This is a genomic window from Candidatus Eisenbacteria bacterium (assembly GCA_016867715.1).
Lineage (GTDB): Bacteria > Orphanbacterota > Orphanbacteria > Orphanbacterales > Orphanbacteraceae > VGIW01.
On the sequence record VGIW01000036.1, the window covers coordinates 14,208 to 27,939 of the forward strand.

Consider the following 13,732-nt stretch of genomic DNA (forward strand, 5'->3'; position numbering starts at 1 on the left):
CGCGGCTATCATAGCACATTGGCCTCTCTCTTGAAAGAGAAAACACCCAGGGACTCGCGCGGGATCACGAGATCGTCATCATCGCGCGCAGAAAGGCGACCCTCTCCTCCAAGCGCTCTCTAGGGAGACCGTACAGACCCCGCGGGCCGAACTCCTCGACGACGAAGGACGCGGCCGCCGTGCCGTGAAGAAGCGACTCGCGGAACGAGGCCTCGTCGAGCGCGCCGGATCGGGCGAGGAAGCCGAGCACCCCGCCCGCGAACGCGTCCCCGCCGCCGGTCGGGTCCTTGACGACCTCGACCGGATAGGCGGGAACCGCGAACACCGTCCCTTCCCGCGAGAGGAGCGCGCCGTGCTCCCCCTTCTTCACGACCACCGTCTTGGGGCCGAGCTCCGCGGCCCGGCGAGCCGCCCGCGCGAGGTTCGTCTCGCCGGTCAATTCCTTCACTTCCGAATCGTTCACGAACAACGTATCGATTCGCGGAAGAAGCCGGTCGAGATCCGCGCGCGCTCCCCGGATCCAATAGTTCATCGTGTCGGCCGCGACGTGCGCCGGCTTCTCGATCTGGTCGAGCACCTCGATCTGGAGCGAGGGATGGATGTTCCCGAGGAAGACCATCCTCTCCTTCCGGTACCGCTCCGGAAGGACCGGATGGAAGTCCTCGAAGACGTTGAGGCACGTGCGGAGCGATTTCCGGTCGTTCGGATCGGCGCCGTACTCCGCCTCGTACACGAAGGTCTTGCCCGGCAGGACCTCGAGCCCCTCGGTATCCACGCCGCGCTCGCGGAGGAAGCGGTATCCCTCCTCCGGGAAGTCCTCTCCCACCACCGCGACAATCCGCACCGGCACGTAGTACGACGCGGTGCCGGCGAAGTAGACCGCCGACCCGCCGATCGCGCCGCGCGATTCCCCGTGCGGGGAGCGGATCGAGTCGAGGACGATGGAACCGACCGCGAGGATCGACATGCGTCTTCCTCTACATGCTCTCCGGGGCCGAGACCCCGAGGAGATCGAGGCCGTTCCGGATCACGATCCGCACGGCGCGCGCGAGTGCGAGCCGAGCGCCGGTCACCTCCTCGCGCTCGCCGACGATCTTCGCCCGGTGGTAGTACGCGTGAAAACGCGAAGCGAGATCGCGGAGGTACGCGGGGATCCGGTGCGGTTCCCTCGTGGAGGCCGCGCCGGCTACCGTGTCCGGGTACGCGTCGAGGAGGCGAAGAAGATCGATCTCCGCCTCGTGCGCGAGCGTCTCGAAACCCGCGCGGTCGATCCGCTCCGGGTCGACGCCGGCGGCGCGCGCGTGGGCGAACACGCTCGAGATCCTCGCGTGCGCGTACTGGACGTAGTAGACCGGGTTGTCGAGGCTCCGGCTCTTGGCGAGATCGAGATCGAAGTTCAGATGGCTGTTCGGACGGAGCATGACGAAGAAGAAGCGCGCTGCGTCCGTTCCGACCTCCTCGAGAAGATCCTCGAGCGTGACGAACTCCCCGGCGCGCTTCGACATCTTCACCGTCTCGCCGCCGCGGAGCAGGTTCACCTGCTGCACGATGAGGATCTCGAGCCACTCCATCTCCTTGCCGAGCGATTGAACCGCCGCCTGCATGCGCGGGACGTGCCCGTGATGATCGGGGCCGAGGATGTCGATCACATGGTCGTATCGGCGCGCCGCCTTGTCCGCGTGGTACGCGATGTCGGCGAGGAAGTAGGTCGGCTGTCCTGTGGAGCGGACGACCACTCGGTCCTCGTCGTCGCCGTAGCGGCTCGACCGGAACCAGCGCGCGCCTTCCTTCTCATACAGATCGCCCGCGCGCTCGAGGATGTCGAGCGTTCGGTTCACGGCGTCCGACGCGTGAAGCTCCGACTCGCGGTACCATCGATCGAAGCGGACCGAAAAGGCGGCGAGCCCCTCCCGCTGTCCTCGAAGGACCCGCTCGACGAGCCAGGCGCGAAGAAGAACGCGGAAGGCTTCCGGCGAAACGCGCGCGGGGAGAGGGAACCCCGCCGCCGCGGCCGCCTTCTTCGCCTCGTCGATCTCCCCCCGTTCGATCGCCCCGACCGCCGTGAGGATCTCCCCCGCGTCCTCCGGGCGGAGACCCGACGCGTTGATCGGGAAGAGAGCATCCAGAGCGCGCTCCGATTCGCGCGCGAGCGTCTCGACGTACGCCCCGCGATATCCTTCTTCCGGGAAAGTCCCCTTCCCCCCCTCGCGGTGCCACAAGACCGAGTCGACGAGACGGTCGACCTGTGTTCCGTGGTCGTTCACGTAGAACTCCCGCTCGACCCGGGTCCCCGTCGCCTCGAAGAGGCGCGCAAGGGTGTCCCCCACCGCCGCCGCGCGCGCGCTCACCACGTTGAGCGGGCCGGTCGGGTTCGCGCTCACGAACTCGATCTGCAGGCGCGAGGGGCGCTCCGCGCGGCTTCGGCCGTAGGATGCGTTCTCGGCGAGGATATGCGCGAGAAGCTCGTGGTAGGCCGAGGGATGGAGCGTGAGGTTCAGGAAACCGGGCCCCGCCGTCTCGACGCGCGCGAAAAGCGGGTTCCCCTCGAGGTCGGCCGCGAGCTCGCCGGCGATCGTCCGCGGGGGGACGCGAAGCTGCTTCGCGAGGACGAACGCGGCGTTCACCGCGAAGTCCCCATGCTCCTTCCCGCGGCCCGCCTCGACGCGCACCTCGGAGAGATCCGCCTCCGGCCGGCGTTTCCGGAGCGCTTCCCGAACGGCCTCCTCGACGCGCCGGCGCAGCATCGCTTCACTCCTCAATCGTTTCGAGGGGCGCGTCGCCCCAGAGCCGCTCCAGCGAGTAGAAGTCGCGGAGCTCCTTGAGGAAGACGTGCGCGACGACGTCGATGCAGTCGATGAGAACCCACCGCCGTTCTCGGAAGCCCTCGATGTGGTTGACGCGGATCCCGGCCGTCTCGAGCCCGTCGACGACCGCCTCGGAGATCGCGCGGACCTGCACGTCGGTCTCGCCGCTCCCCACGACGAAGAAATCGGCGGCGGTGGAAAGCGACCGGAGATCGAGGACGACGACGTCGGTCGCCTTCTTCGTGAGCATGAGGCGGGCCGCCGATCGGGCGACCCGGCGCGCCGACGGGGACGCGGTCTTCTTGTTCGAGCGGGACGTCGGTGTCATTCGGTTTTCCGGAATCCTCGAAAGCCGCAACGGGACGAGATCCTAGCACAATCGGGGAACGCTTCTCAAGGGGAAGACCGGCGTGGTCTCTCCGCGGGCGATAGCCGAGCGAGAAGCGTCCTTCGGGCGAGCCGGGGAGGGTCCCTTGGACGAACACGCGCCGCCCGTCCGTTCGGATCGTGATCGCGCCCTCGAGGTCTGTGCGGCGTGCCTGGCATCCGGCCGCTCGAAGACGCACGAGGACCGAAGGGTCCGGGTGGCCGTACCGGTTCCCCTGCCCCGCCGAGATCACCGCGACCGCCGGTCGAAGCTCGCGGAGAAACTCTGTCGTGCATCCCCCTTTCGCTCCGTGGTGGGGCGCGACGAGGACCGTCACCGGATCGAGAAGCCCCGCGCGCGCGAGGTGCCGCTCGATCGCGGGGGTCGTGTCGCCGGGGAAGAGCGCCGAGAAACGCTCGTAGCGAAGGAGGAGCACGACCGAGGAGGCGTTGCTCCCCTCCTCTTCCCCGAGCCGTCCTTCCGGCGCGAAGAGGACATCGAGGGTCGCGCCCCTTCCGAACACGAACCGCCCCCCGCATCGGGCCGACATGCGGGCGGTTCCCGAGTGCTCGGCCGTTGAATCGTAAAGCATCGGAAGAGGCTCGTTCGCGGAGAGGCCGCAGTCGAGGAGGAACCGGGGCGCTGTCCGATCGAGGATGGCGACCGCACCCCCCGCGTGGTCCGCGTCCGGATGGCTGATCGCGAGGAGATCGAGCCGAGCGGCGCCCCGCCTTCGGAGAAAGGGGAGCACCGTCCATTGTCCCGCGTCGTGGTGCGGCGAGCGCGGTCCCGCGTCGAAGAGGATGCGCTCGCCTCCGGGGAGCTCCGCGACAGCCGCCGATCCTTGCCCGACGTCCAGGATCGTCAATCGGAGCGGATACGGATCGCGAGCCGGAAGGAGCGGGAGAAGGAGGAGAAGAAGGGACGGGGCTCGAAAGCGCTTCGCCCTCCACGCGAAACCGACCGGGAGGAGAAGGAGCAGGAAGAGAGCCGCGCGGTCGGCGACCGCGGCGGAGAACGGGACAGGACCCGGCAGCGTCGAGACGGCTCGATCGACGACCAACCGGAGAAGCGCGAGCGATCCCCACGCGGCGTCGCCGAGCAGGCGGTCCGCGGCCGGGTGGAGCTGTCCCGCCGTCAGCCAGGCGGAGCCGGCGGCCAGGGAGAGCGCCGTGAAAGGGGTCGCGAGGAGGGTGGCCGGCGCCCCGGCGGGAGCGTACACGCCGAAGTGGTGGAGAACGACCGGAAGGGTCGCCGCTTGCGCGGCCAGGCTGACGAGGAGCGGCGCGGCGAGGAAGCGTCCCCACCATCGCCCGGACAATCGAGCCGCGAGCGGGAGGATCGCGAGGATCCCGGCCGTCGCCGCGAAGGAGAGCCGGAAGGAGAGATCCCACGGAGCCGCCCCATCCGCCGCGATCGCGGCGAGAGCCGCCGCCCCGAGCGTGTTCCACCGATCGACCGGGCGCCCGAGAAGCCGCCCCGCGGCGAGGAGGCTCGCCATCACGAGCGCGCGGAAGAGCGAAACCGGGAAGGAGGCGGCCGCACCGAACCCCCAGAGGATCGCGACCGCGACGGGCGGGGTCCATCGTCTCCCGAGAACGAGCGAGAGGGGCGCCGCCGCCACGCCGTAGAGGATCGCGAGGTGGAGGCCTGAGAGCGCGAGAAGATGCGAAAGGCCGGTTGTGCGAAACGCATCGACCGTTTCGGGGTCGAGGGCGCTCCGATCGGCGAGGAAAAGGGCGAGAAAGAGCCCCTCCTCCCTCCCGCCGATCCGCTCGGCGGCTTCTCGGATCGCGGAGCGGATCGGGCCGAGCGGCGAGCGGCGGGCCCGCACGTCGATCGTTCGTGCATGAAGGAAGGCGGTCCGGCCGCGCCGCCGGTCGAGGGCGAAGCGGTCCGGCTCCCCCGGGTTTCTCGGGAACGGAAAGGCGCCGAGCGCTCCTTCCACGACGACCCGCTCGCCCGGGTTCGGCGCCGGCTCGTCGAAGGGCGGCCGCAAGGTGAGCGTCCGCCCGGCGAGCGTCCCCTCGCTCGGCCGAAAGAGAACGGTGCGCGGCGCGCCCCCCCTCCCGCCGATCGTGCCGCGCATCACGACGGGGATGCCCTTCTCCGGGAAAACAAGAGGAGGAGGCGCCGCGGTTCGGGCGGAGAAGAGGAGCGAGGGAAGAGCGAGAAGAGCGACGCGGCCTGCGAGGGGGGTCTTTCGCCTCCCCGACAGAAGGAAGAAGAGGATCGCTCCCGCTGGTGCCCCAAAGGCGAGCGCCGGGGGGGGCTCGGTCCGATCGGCCGCGATGATTCCAGGTAGCAGAAGAAGCAAGAGGGTGAGGGTGGGTCGTTTCCACATGGGGTTAGGTGGAGGGTTTCGGAGGGTCACCGCCCTTCGGACCGCCTCCCCCGGCGGCGGCCACTTCCCGCAACGCGCGTGCCGGACGTTCCGTCTCCGGACACGAAAGGTAGGTCGCGACCGGGCGCGCAGTTCCGAATCGCACCCCGGCCGCCGGGCGGGCGCCGGCGACCATTCGTTAGGCGCGCGCCGCCCCTGGGGGACCACGAGGTGTTCGCCTGTGCTACGATACTCGCGACCGCGGCGGAGCCCCCACGGCGCGGAGGAGACGAGCATGACCCGCCGCCTGACCCTGACCGAGTTCATCATCGAGGAACAGCGCGTGCACCCCGGTGCGACGGGGGATTTCACCGGTCTTCTCTCCGACCTCGCGCTCGCGGCGAAGCTGATTGCGCGCGAGGTCCGATCGGCGGGGCTTGGGGACATTCTCGGAGCGGCCGGATCGACGAACGTGTCCGGGGACGAGGTGAAGAAGCTGGATCTCTTCGCCCACGAGACCCTCGTGAACGTTCTCGAGCGGGGAGGGCATCTGGCGGTGATGGCATCCGAGGAACGGGAGGGGCCGATTCCGATTCCGGAGGCGTATCCGGCCGGGAAGTACGTCGTCCTCTTCGACCCGCTCGACGGCTCCTCGAACATCGACGCGAACGTCGGCGTCGGGACGATCTTCTCTATCTTCGGGCGCGCCGGCGAAGGCGCGCGCGGAGGGATCGAGGATCTCCTCCAGCCGGGGAACCGGCTTCTCGCCTCCGGGTACGTGATCTACGGCTCGAGCACCGTGTTCGTCTACACGACCGGGTTCGGCGTCCACGGGTTCACGCTCGACCCGACGATCGGCGAGTTCATCCTCTCGCACGACGCGATCGAGACGCCGGAGAAGGGAAGGATCCTCAGCGCGAACGAGGGGAACCTCTCCCTTTGGCCCGAAAGGGCGCGCGCATATGTTTCGTATCTAAAAGAAGAGGATCCTGAGGGCGGGCGCCCCTATCGCTCGCGCTACGTCGGTTCGCTCGTCGTCGACTTCCACCGCAATCTTCTCCAAGGCGGCATCTTCCTCTATCCGGAGGACTCGAGAAACCTGGAGGGGAAGCTCCGTCTTCTCTACGAGGCCGCGCCCCTCGCGTTCATAGCCGAGCAGGCGGGAGGGCTCGCCTCCACCGGCAGGGAGCGGGTTCTCGACGTTCTCCCCTCGGTCCTTCACCAGCGCGTCCCCCTCGCGATCGGAAGCGCGGCGGATGTCCGTCTCTACGAGCGGTTCGTCCGCGGAGAGCGGCCCTAACCGTAATCCCACGGAAACACTTCCGATGTTTTTCGGCCGGGCCCCGGTCAAGGGGGCGCCGGCTCGGACACCCCTCGCGTGCCGGCGGCCGCGCGACGAGCTAGAACAACGTGTAGATGAAGGGAGCGATCGCCGACCCCTCGGAGAGGACGATGAGAAGGCTGAGGAGAACGAGGAGGATCAGGATCGGGGCGAGCCACCACTTCTTCCGGTGAAGGAGGAACTCGAGGAGCTCGGCGAGAATCGACGCTTTTCCCATCGTGCCGCGGGGCGTCGCCCCCGCCTCCTTCGCTCGGCGGACCGTCCCTGGAGACGTCCGGCCGAAGAACAACGGCCCGGTCCTTTTGCTTGATAGATGAAAAGAAGCTCCCGGAGGGTCCGGGAGCTTCCCGTCGTCCGCTGGATCAGCTCTTCTTGGCCGCCGCCTTCTTCACCGATTTCCGGATGAGAACGACCCCGTTCTTTGCCCCGGGGATCCCGCCCGCGATGTAAAGGAGGTTCTGCTCCTTCATCACCTCGACGACGCGGAGGTTCTGGATCGTTCTCCGCGCGGCGCCCATGTGGCCCGGCATTTTCTTCCCCTTGAAGAGACGCCCGGGGGTCGCGCACATGCCGATCGATCCGCCGTGGCGGAAGTATTCGTGCGTCCCGTGCGTCATGTTCTTTCCGGAGAAGCCGTGCCTGCGGATCACGCCGGCGAATCCCCTCCCCTTCGTCCGGCCGGTCACGTCGACGAAGTCCCCCTTCTCGAAGATCTCGACCGTGAGAGCGCCGCCCGCCTCGAGCCCTGCCGCCTCTTCCTCCGTGATGCGGATCTCCCGGAGGAGGCGAGTCGGCTCGACCCCCGCCTTCTTGAGATGGCCGGAGAGGGGCCGGTTCGTCCGCTTCTTCCGCCGCGTCCCAAAACCGATTTGCAGGGCGCTATACCGCTCCTTCGCGACGGTCTTCTTCTGTACGATGGGGCACGGGGCGACCTCGACGATCGTGACGGGGACGATGCGCCCCCCCTCTTCGAACCGCTGGGTCATCCCGATCTTCTTGCCCAGTAGGGCCATCGGCATGGCGTAACCTCCAACTCACAGGGATCGATTTCTTCCAGTCCAGAAGCGGAAGTATGCAGGGGAAGGACGATCCTGTCAAACGTTTCTTGGGCCATCGCATCCGTCCCCCTCCCGTCCAGGCGGAGCGGGGCTTCGCGGGTAGTTGTCCTCACCGGGTCCGGCGGGCGCGGGCTTCCCCTCCCGCGGGGAACGCGCCGCCGCGAGCGGGTTACCGCGGCGGCCCCCGGCCGTTTCTCGACGCGGTCCCGGGCACGGCCTCGCACGCCGATGCGGGCCCCTCCGCCGGTTTCGCCGTCGCGGGGTTTCGGCTCCTCGGGCCCTTCCCACCGCTCGGGCGCCGGGCGGAACAGGATCCGCCCGGCCGTTGGAACCCTGCGGCGACTTCGCCTCGCCCATGCGCGCGTTGACAACATGACAGAGGCGCTCCAATCTCGGGACGGCGCGGTTCCGGCCGGCGGCACGGGGATTCCTTGAACGCCGGCGGGGACGGAGCCGTCTATGGGATCGAGTGCCGGACCGGGGAGGGACAGGTTGGCACAACAGATGGAGCCGACCGACGCGGTTCTCGTCGGGCGCGTCCTGGACGGCGACGTGGGCGCCTTCAACCGGCTGATGGCTCGTTGGGAACGCCCGGTCTACAACTTCGTCTACCGCGTCGTGGGGCACGACGAGGACGCGAAGGATCTCGTCCAGGAAACGATCCTCCGGGTGTTCAACGGGCTGTCGCGGCTCCAGGATCCGAACAGGTTCCCGGCGTGGCTGTTTCGGATCGCGCACAATGTCTGTCTCGATCGTCTCCGGAGCGGGCGGAACCGGGCCTCGGTGTCGACGGACGCGCTCCCCGAGGGAGGCCTCGACCGGCTCCTGGCGGAACGGGCGGATCATCCTCCGCGGAACGGCGATCCGGAAGAGGTCGTCTACCGCAAGGAGATCGCGAAGATCCTCATGCGCGCTCTCCAGAGCCTCTCGGAGGAACAGAGAACGGCGATCGTGATGCGCGAGTACAACGGATACAGCAGCCGGGAGATCGGCGAGATCTTGGGAATCCCGGTCGGAACGGTTCGATCACGAATCTTTCACGGTCTGAGGAATCTCAATCGAGTCCTTAGGCGGTTCGGGTTGGAAGAAGGGAGGTGGCCGTAGGTGCTTCGCGAGGAAATGGAACAGCTGTTGGTCGGGTTGGTCTACGGCGAGTTGACCGAGGAGGAACGGGAGAAGGTCGAGGAGGAAATCGCGCGGAATCCCGAGTGGGCGGGGGTGCTTGAAGAGCTTCGCCGGACGTCGGGTGTTCTCCGGGTCTGGGAGCATGAGGAGCCCGCGGTGCGTCATCTCGTGAGCGCGCCCGTGCCGGGAAGCTTGCCGCGCCTCGCGCGCCGCGCGAGGCCGCTCCGCAGCCCAGCGCTTCTCTCGGCGGCGGCGGGGATCGCGGCGGCGCTCCTTCTCATCCTGCTGAACGCCGAGGTGGGGATCGAGGCGGGCCGGTTTCACCTCTCGCTTGGAAGAGAACCCGCCCCACTCGTCCTTCAGGACGCGGCCCTCGAGGAGCCGTCGGACCTGGGATCGTCGGGAGGCCCCTTCGTCACCGAGGACGACTTCCTCCGGAGCCAGGCGGAGTTGATCCGCTTCGTGGCGGCGCTTCTGTCCGAAAGCGAGGACCGCCAGACCGATCGATTCCTCACGGCTCTCGCTCAGTACGCGCGCGACGCTGAAGTGCGCCGAGACGGAGATCTCGTGTTCATGGATCGAAGGCTCGGGGTGGTGGAGCAAGGCGCGCGCGATCTCCTCGAACGGGTGAGCGCGGACTTCCCTCTCACCGAGATTCGGCTGCGGCCGGGAGACGAACGATGAAGATCACGAGGGCATTCTCGGTGTTCGCGATCGCGGCTCTCGCTCTCCCCAGCTCGGCCGAGACCGTCCCCCGCAAGAAGATCGCCGTGCTCGAAAAGGCGTTCGACGCGACCCTGGTCGAGAGCGCGAACGCTCTCGTCCGGAGAGGAGAGATCGCCTACGGGGTTCACATCGAGGGCTACGGCGTTCTCTTCAAGATGGAGTTCCAGTTCGTCGATCCGACGCGCCTGCAGATCATGGAACATCTTGACAACCTGGATTCGCTGAAGGCGTATTGGAAGGGCGTGATCGAGAAGGAGAAGCAAGGCGGAGCCCCTTCCGAACGCACCCGCGCGCAGCTCGATCGGATCGAGGAGGAGCTCGTCGAAACGCTCGTCGATTACGGAGGAACGCTCGGCCCTCTCGGCGAAGGGGAGTTCGTGACGATCCTCGCGTTTCCGTGGGAAGGGACCTGGGAGGTTTGGCCGCGTCCGGTCCGCTCTCTCCTGATCACGGCGCGCTACGAGGATCTTCGCGCGCACGCCGAAGGCCGTCTCGACACGGAGGCGGTCCGGTCGCGCGTGCGCATCCTGGAGGAGTCGAAGTAGAGCAGGGCGCGGCTGGAGCCGACGTCTTCCGCCGGCCGAAGCGACCTCCGCGATGCGGCCCCGTCACCTGCTTGTGCGCCGCCTATCCCGCGCTCGCTCCCGAGGGAGAGCCGCGCCCCCTCGCCTCACGAGTCGCCGGGCTCGGATCGCGGACTCGTCTCGCGCCGACAACCGGGGCACGGTTCTGTAAGACTCCAGGCGTGCGGGTACCCGCGGCACTGGTCCGGGCGCGCGTCGTAGACGAGGCACTCGCGATCATCGAGGAAGATGCAAGAGCCGTCCTCGCGCTCCGCGAGAGAGAGCGCCGCGCGGTTCGAGGCGAGCCGAGCGTACCGCTTGAGGAAGGTCCGGTCCTCGAGACCGAGAACCCGCGCGAGACGCGCGCAGTCACTCTCCGAGAGGAAGACGTGGCCGGGCCAGCGGCAGCACGCGCCGCACCGTGCGCAGTCGAAACGATCGGCGCCCCTCATCTCTCCTCGGTATTCTTCCATTCGTAGAGGTCGTAGCGCACGAGCCGCCCGTCCAGGCCGCCGTTTCGGAGCGCCTTCTTCCATTTCGGGCGGAGCTCCACCCGCTTCACGAGATCCCGCTCTCCGAAGTAGACGACCGCGGTGGAAAGGGCGCAGCGTCGCTTGAGGAAATCTCCGAACTCCTTGAGGAGGCGCCCGGTGTCCTCCCCGCGCCCCGAGCGGATTCCGTAGGGCGGGTTGCAGAGGATGCAGCCTCTCTCGAGTCCGGGATGCTCCTGAAAGGCCCCTACGCCGACGCGCACGCGCTCGCCTCCCGGAAGGAGTCGGAGGTTGGCGCGCGCGGCGGCCGCCGCTTCGGGAGAGAGGTCGCTCCCCTCGAGAAGATCCGCGGGGAGGGGGCGCATCTCTCCGTCCGCCTCCCGTTTCACCGCGCGCCACGCGCTCTCGTCGAAGTCCGGAAGACGGCGGAAACCGAAGGAGACGCGAAGGTATCCGGCGGGGATTCGCGCGGCGCGCATGAGCGCTTCCGCGAGAAGGGTCCCCGAGCCGCACATCGGATCGAGAAGCGGGCGGTCTCCTCCCCAATCGGAAAAGCGGACGATCGCCGCCGCGAGCGTCTCCTGGATCGGCGCCTCCACCGTTCGGACCCGATAACCCCGTCGATGGAGGGATCCGCCGGAGGTGTCGAATCCGATCGTCGCGCGGTCGGCGTGGATGCGAAGGCTGATCCACACATCGGGACTCCTCGGGTCCACGCTCGGGCGGGCGCCGTGCGCCTCGCGGAAACCGTCGGCGATCGCGTCCTTCAACTTCTGCGCGGCGTAGCGCGAGTGGGAGAGGCGGCTGTTCGAGACGTTCGCGTCGATTGCGAACGTTTGTTTGGATGTGAATAGTTGAGTCCAGTCGATCGAGCGGCCGGCGCGGTAGAGAGCGTCCGCGTCCGGGCAGGAGAAGGAGCGGAGGGGCGCGAGCACCCGCGTGAGGAGCCGGGAACAGTAGTTCACGCGGTAGAGAACCGGCGGGTCGGCGCGGAAGTGGAGGCCGCGGTATGCCGCCCGCACTTCGCCCGCCCCGAGCGCCTCGATCTCCTCGCGGCCGATCTCCTCGAGCCCCTCGGCGATCTGGCCGAAGTAGCGCCCGCTCGTCTGATAGGCGAACATCGGTACGACCGCCGCGCTATCTCTCGAAGAGGGTCGTCCCGGCGGATTGCAGATCGTCCACCGCTTGCATGACGCGTGCGGTCATGCTCTCCTCCGCCTTCTTCAAGTAAGAGCGCGGATCATAGACCTTCTTGTTCCCCACTTCCCCGTCGATCTTGAACACGCCGTCGTAGTTCTTCATCATGTGGTCCGCGATCGGGCGCGTGAAGGCGTACTGCGTGTCGGTGTCGACGTTCATCTTGATCACGCCGTACGAGAGGGTCTCGCGGATCTCCTCGGGGCTCGATCCGGATCCGCCGTGAAAGACGAGCCAGAAGGAAGCCCCCTCCCCAAACTCCTTGCGGAGGGCCGCCTGGCCATCCCTCAGGATCGACGGGCGCAGCTGCACGTTCCCGGGCTTGTAGACGCCGTGCACGTTGCCGAAGGTCGCCGCGAACATGTAGCGCGCGCCCTTCACCGCGGAGAGCCTGCGGTAGACCTCGACCATGTCCTCGGGGGTCGTGTAGAGCTTCTCGCGGGGCGCCCCTTCGTGCGAGACGCCGTCCTCTTCTCCGCCGACCACGCCCGCCTCGACCTCGAGGATGATCTCGTTCTTCCGGCACCGCTCGAGAAGGGGAACCGCCGCGTCCATGTTCTCTCGGAGCGGCAGTTCGGAGCCGTCGAACATGTGGCTGTTGAAGAGATTCGGGATGCCCTTCGCGCGGCGCCGTTCGGTCTCCTCGATCAGCGGGACAAGAAAACTCCCCGCTTTCTTCGGCTGGCAATGGTCGGTATGCAACGCGACATAGACCGGATACTCGGCCGCGGCGCGGTGGACATACTCCGCAAGCCATATCGCCCCCTTCGCCGCGCTCTTCACGCCGAGCCCCGAGGCGAACTCGCCTCCGCCGGTCGAAACCTGGATGATCCCGTCGCTCTTCTTCTCGGCGAACCCGCGAAGGACGGCGTTCGCCGTCGTCTCCGAGGTGATGTTGATCGCCGGGTAGGCGAACCGGTTCTTGGCGGCGTTCTCGAGCATCCGGCAGTAGGTCGCATAGTCGGCGACGGGCATGGGCGCACGCTCCTTTCTTGGAACCCGCGGCCGCCCGGCGTCTCTGGGGTACGCGGGAGCGGGCGGGGAGAGATGACGGTTTTCGATCGGTTCCAGACACCGATCCGCTCAAGCATACTCTCGCAGGCGCCGGAAACGCAAATGCCGATGGTTCGCCGCTCGTAGGTCTCAGGTCAGTACCTGATACCGTGTTTCCGCGCAAACATGCCGCGCGCGGCGCGCGGCAACTCGCCGCTCTGCCTCCCCCCCGTCTCCGGAGCAAGACAAACCTGGGCGTCTCGGACCCGCGCGTCCGACGACCGAACCGTGCGCGAGCGATGGATCAGGTGCAGTTCTCTCCTAACAGCTCGTCGAAGAGAGTGTCGAAGCGGCGCGCGACGGCGGGCCAGGCGAACGGGGCGATCGCCTCGCGGAGCCCCGCGACGGGGGGCGGCCCTTCGCGGAGGACTCGCTCGGCGCGCTCGAGAAGCTCGTCCGCCGAATCGTAGTAGCACGCCTCGAATGTTGATGGAGGAAGGATCTCCGGGTAGGAGAGCTTCCTTGGGAGAAGCGGGAAGGCTCCCGCGTAGATCGCCTCGAGAACAGAGATCCCGAAGAACTCGTGGCGCGCGGTCGAGACGGCGAGATCCGCGCGCGCGAGAAGCCGCGCGTAGGAGGACCGGGTCCTCGCGAAGCCGACGTGAGCGAGAGAACTTCCCGCCGCCCGCGGGAGCTCCTCGAAGAGATCGGATCGCGCGCCGCTCGGGGCTCCGGTCACGACA

General features: G+C 67.9%; 12 protein-coding genes and 1 pseudogene. 4 read left to right on the forward strand and 9 right to left on the reverse strand.

The features are described from left to right. Positions 1-64: 64 nt before the first annotated feature. The 3 genes from FJY73_07950 to FJY73_07960 are packed head-to-tail and all read right to left on the reverse strand — an operon-like array spanning position 65 to position 5,515. Positions 65-967, reverse strand: coding sequence for a sugar kinase (locus FJY73_07950; protein ID MBM3320592.1), 903 nt, complete (start codon positions 965-967; stop codon positions 65-67). A 10-nt stretch (positions 968-977) separates the two neighbouring features. Beyond that, the gene (locus tag FJY73_07955; GenBank protein MBM3320593.1) at positions 978-2,744 is read right to left on the reverse strand and encodes an arginine--tRNA ligase; all 1,767 of its coding nucleotides are present in this window, start codon (positions 2,742-2,744) and stop codon (positions 978-980) included. Positions 2,745-2,755: 11 nt separating this feature from the next. After that, complete coding sequence (locus FJY73_07960; GenBank protein MBM3320594.1) at positions 2,756-5,515, reverse strand: ComEC/Rec2 family competence protein; 2,760 nt, start codon at positions 5,513-5,515, stop codon at positions 2,756-2,758. A 274-nt stretch (positions 5,516-5,789) separates the two neighbouring features. On the opposite strand from FJY73_07960, the gene fbp reads away from it, so the two are divergent. Beyond that, complete coding sequence (gene fbp / locus FJY73_07965; GenBank protein ID MBM3320595.1) at positions 5,790-6,794, forward strand: class 1 fructose-bisphosphatase; 1,005 nt, start codon at positions 5,790-5,792, stop codon at positions 6,792-6,794. A 100-nt stretch (positions 6,795-6,894) separates the two neighbouring features. Here fbp and FJY73_07970 read toward each other — a convergent pair whose 3' ends face one another. Both FJY73_07970 and rplC read right to left on the reverse strand, forming a co-directional pair. Then, the gene (locus FJY73_07970) at positions 6,895-7,125 is read right to left on the reverse strand and encodes a hypothetical protein (GenBank protein ID MBM3320596.1); all 231 of its coding nucleotides are present in this window, start codon (positions 7,123-7,125) and stop codon (positions 6,895-6,897) included. Between the two features lie 73 nt (positions 7,126-7,198). After that, entirely contained in the window at positions 7,199-7,855 is a 657-nt protein-coding gene (gene rplC, locus FJY73_07975) for a 50S ribosomal protein L3 (protein ID MBM3320597.1), read from the reverse strand. A gap of 531 nt (positions 7,856-8,386) precedes the next feature. On the opposite strand from rplC, the gene FJY73_07980 reads away from it, so the two are divergent. Genes FJY73_07980 through FJY73_07990 form a run of 3 tightly spaced genes read left to right on the forward strand, consistent with a single transcriptional unit; the run spans position 8,387 to position 10,290 of the window. After that, a complete protein-coding gene (locus FJY73_07980; protein ID MBM3320598.1) occupies positions 8,387-8,998 on the forward strand; it encodes a sigma-70 family RNA polymerase sigma factor in 612 nt (203 codons plus the stop codon). Between the two features lie 15 nt (positions 8,999-9,013). Beyond that, entirely contained in the window at positions 9,014-9,703 is a 690-nt protein-coding gene (locus FJY73_07985; protein MBM3320599.1) for a hypothetical protein, read from the forward strand. Further along, positions 9,700-10,290 carry a hypothetical protein gene (locus FJY73_07990; GenBank protein MBM3320600.1) on the forward strand — a complete coding sequence of 197 codons (591 nt, stop codon included), beginning with the start codon at positions 9,700-9,702 and terminating at the stop codon, positions 10,288-10,290. Before FJY73_07985 ends, FJY73_07990 begins: the two co-directional genes overlap by 4 nt. A gap of 125 nt (positions 10,291-10,415) precedes the next feature. Here FJY73_07990 and FJY73_07995 read toward each other — a convergent pair whose 3' ends face one another. The 4 genes and pseudogenes from FJY73_07995 to FJY73_08010 form a co-directional block, all read right to left on the reverse strand. Further along, positions 10,416-10,760: a YkgJ family cysteine cluster protein gene (locus FJY73_07995; protein MBM3320601.1), complete on the reverse strand. Its 345-nt coding sequence runs from the start codon at positions 10,758-10,760 to the stop codon at positions 10,416-10,418. After that, entirely contained in the window at positions 10,757-11,920 is a 1,164-nt protein-coding gene (locus FJY73_08000; GenBank protein MBM3320602.1) for a class I SAM-dependent RNA methyltransferase, read from the reverse strand. Before FJY73_08000 ends, FJY73_07995 begins: the two co-directional genes overlap by 4 nt. Positions 11,921-11,936: 16 nt before the next feature. Continuing rightward, positions 11,937-12,971, reverse strand: a complete 1,035-nt coding sequence (gene fbaA / locus FJY73_08005) for a class II fructose-bisphosphate aldolase (GenBank protein MBM3320603.1) — start codon at positions 12,969-12,971, stop codon at positions 11,937-11,939. Between the two features lie 511 nt (positions 12,972-13,482). Beyond that, positions 13,483-13,623: pseudogene (locus FJY73_08010) on the reverse strand (DUF3524 domain-containing protein). Positions 13,624-13,732: the final 109 nt, after the last annotated feature.

Coding starts and splice junctions, on each gene's coding strand:
- FJY73_08000 (MBM3320602.1), bottom strand. CDS start 11,920: ATGTTCGCCTATCAGACGAGCGGGCGCTACTTCGGCCAGATCGCCGAG.
- FJY73_07955 (MBM3320593.1), bottom strand. CDS start 2,744: ATGCTGCGCCGGCGCGTCGAGGAGGCCGTTCGGGAAGCGCTCCGGAAA.
- fbp (MBM3320595.1), top strand. CDS start 5,790: ATGACCCGCCGCCTGACCCTGACCGAGTTCATCATCGAGGAACAGCGC.
- FJY73_07985 (MBM3320599.1), top strand. CDS start 9,014: ATGGAACAGCTGTTGGTCGGGTTGGTCTACGGCGAGTTGACCGAGGAG.
- rplC (MBM3320597.1), bottom strand. CDS start 7,855: ATGCCGATGGCCCTACTGGGCAAGAAGATCGGGATGACCCAGCGGTTC.
- FJY73_07950 (MBM3320592.1), bottom strand. CDS start 967: ATGTCGATCCTCGCGGTCGGTTCCATCGTCCTCGACTCGATCCGCTCC.
- FJY73_07960 (MBM3320594.1), bottom strand. CDS start 5,515: ATGTGGAAACGACCCACCCTCACCCTCTTGCTTCTTCTGCTACCTGGA.
- FJY73_07990 (MBM3320600.1), top strand. CDS start 9,700: ATGAAGATCACGAGGGCATTCTCGGTGTTCGCGATCGCGGCTCTCGCT.
- fbaA (MBM3320603.1), bottom strand. CDS start 12,971: ATGCCCGTCGCCGACTATGCGACCTACTGCCGGATGCTCGAGAACGCC.
- FJY73_07995 (MBM3320601.1), bottom strand. CDS start 10,760: ATGAGGGGCGCCGATCGTTTCGACTGCGCACGGTGCGGCGCGTGCTGC.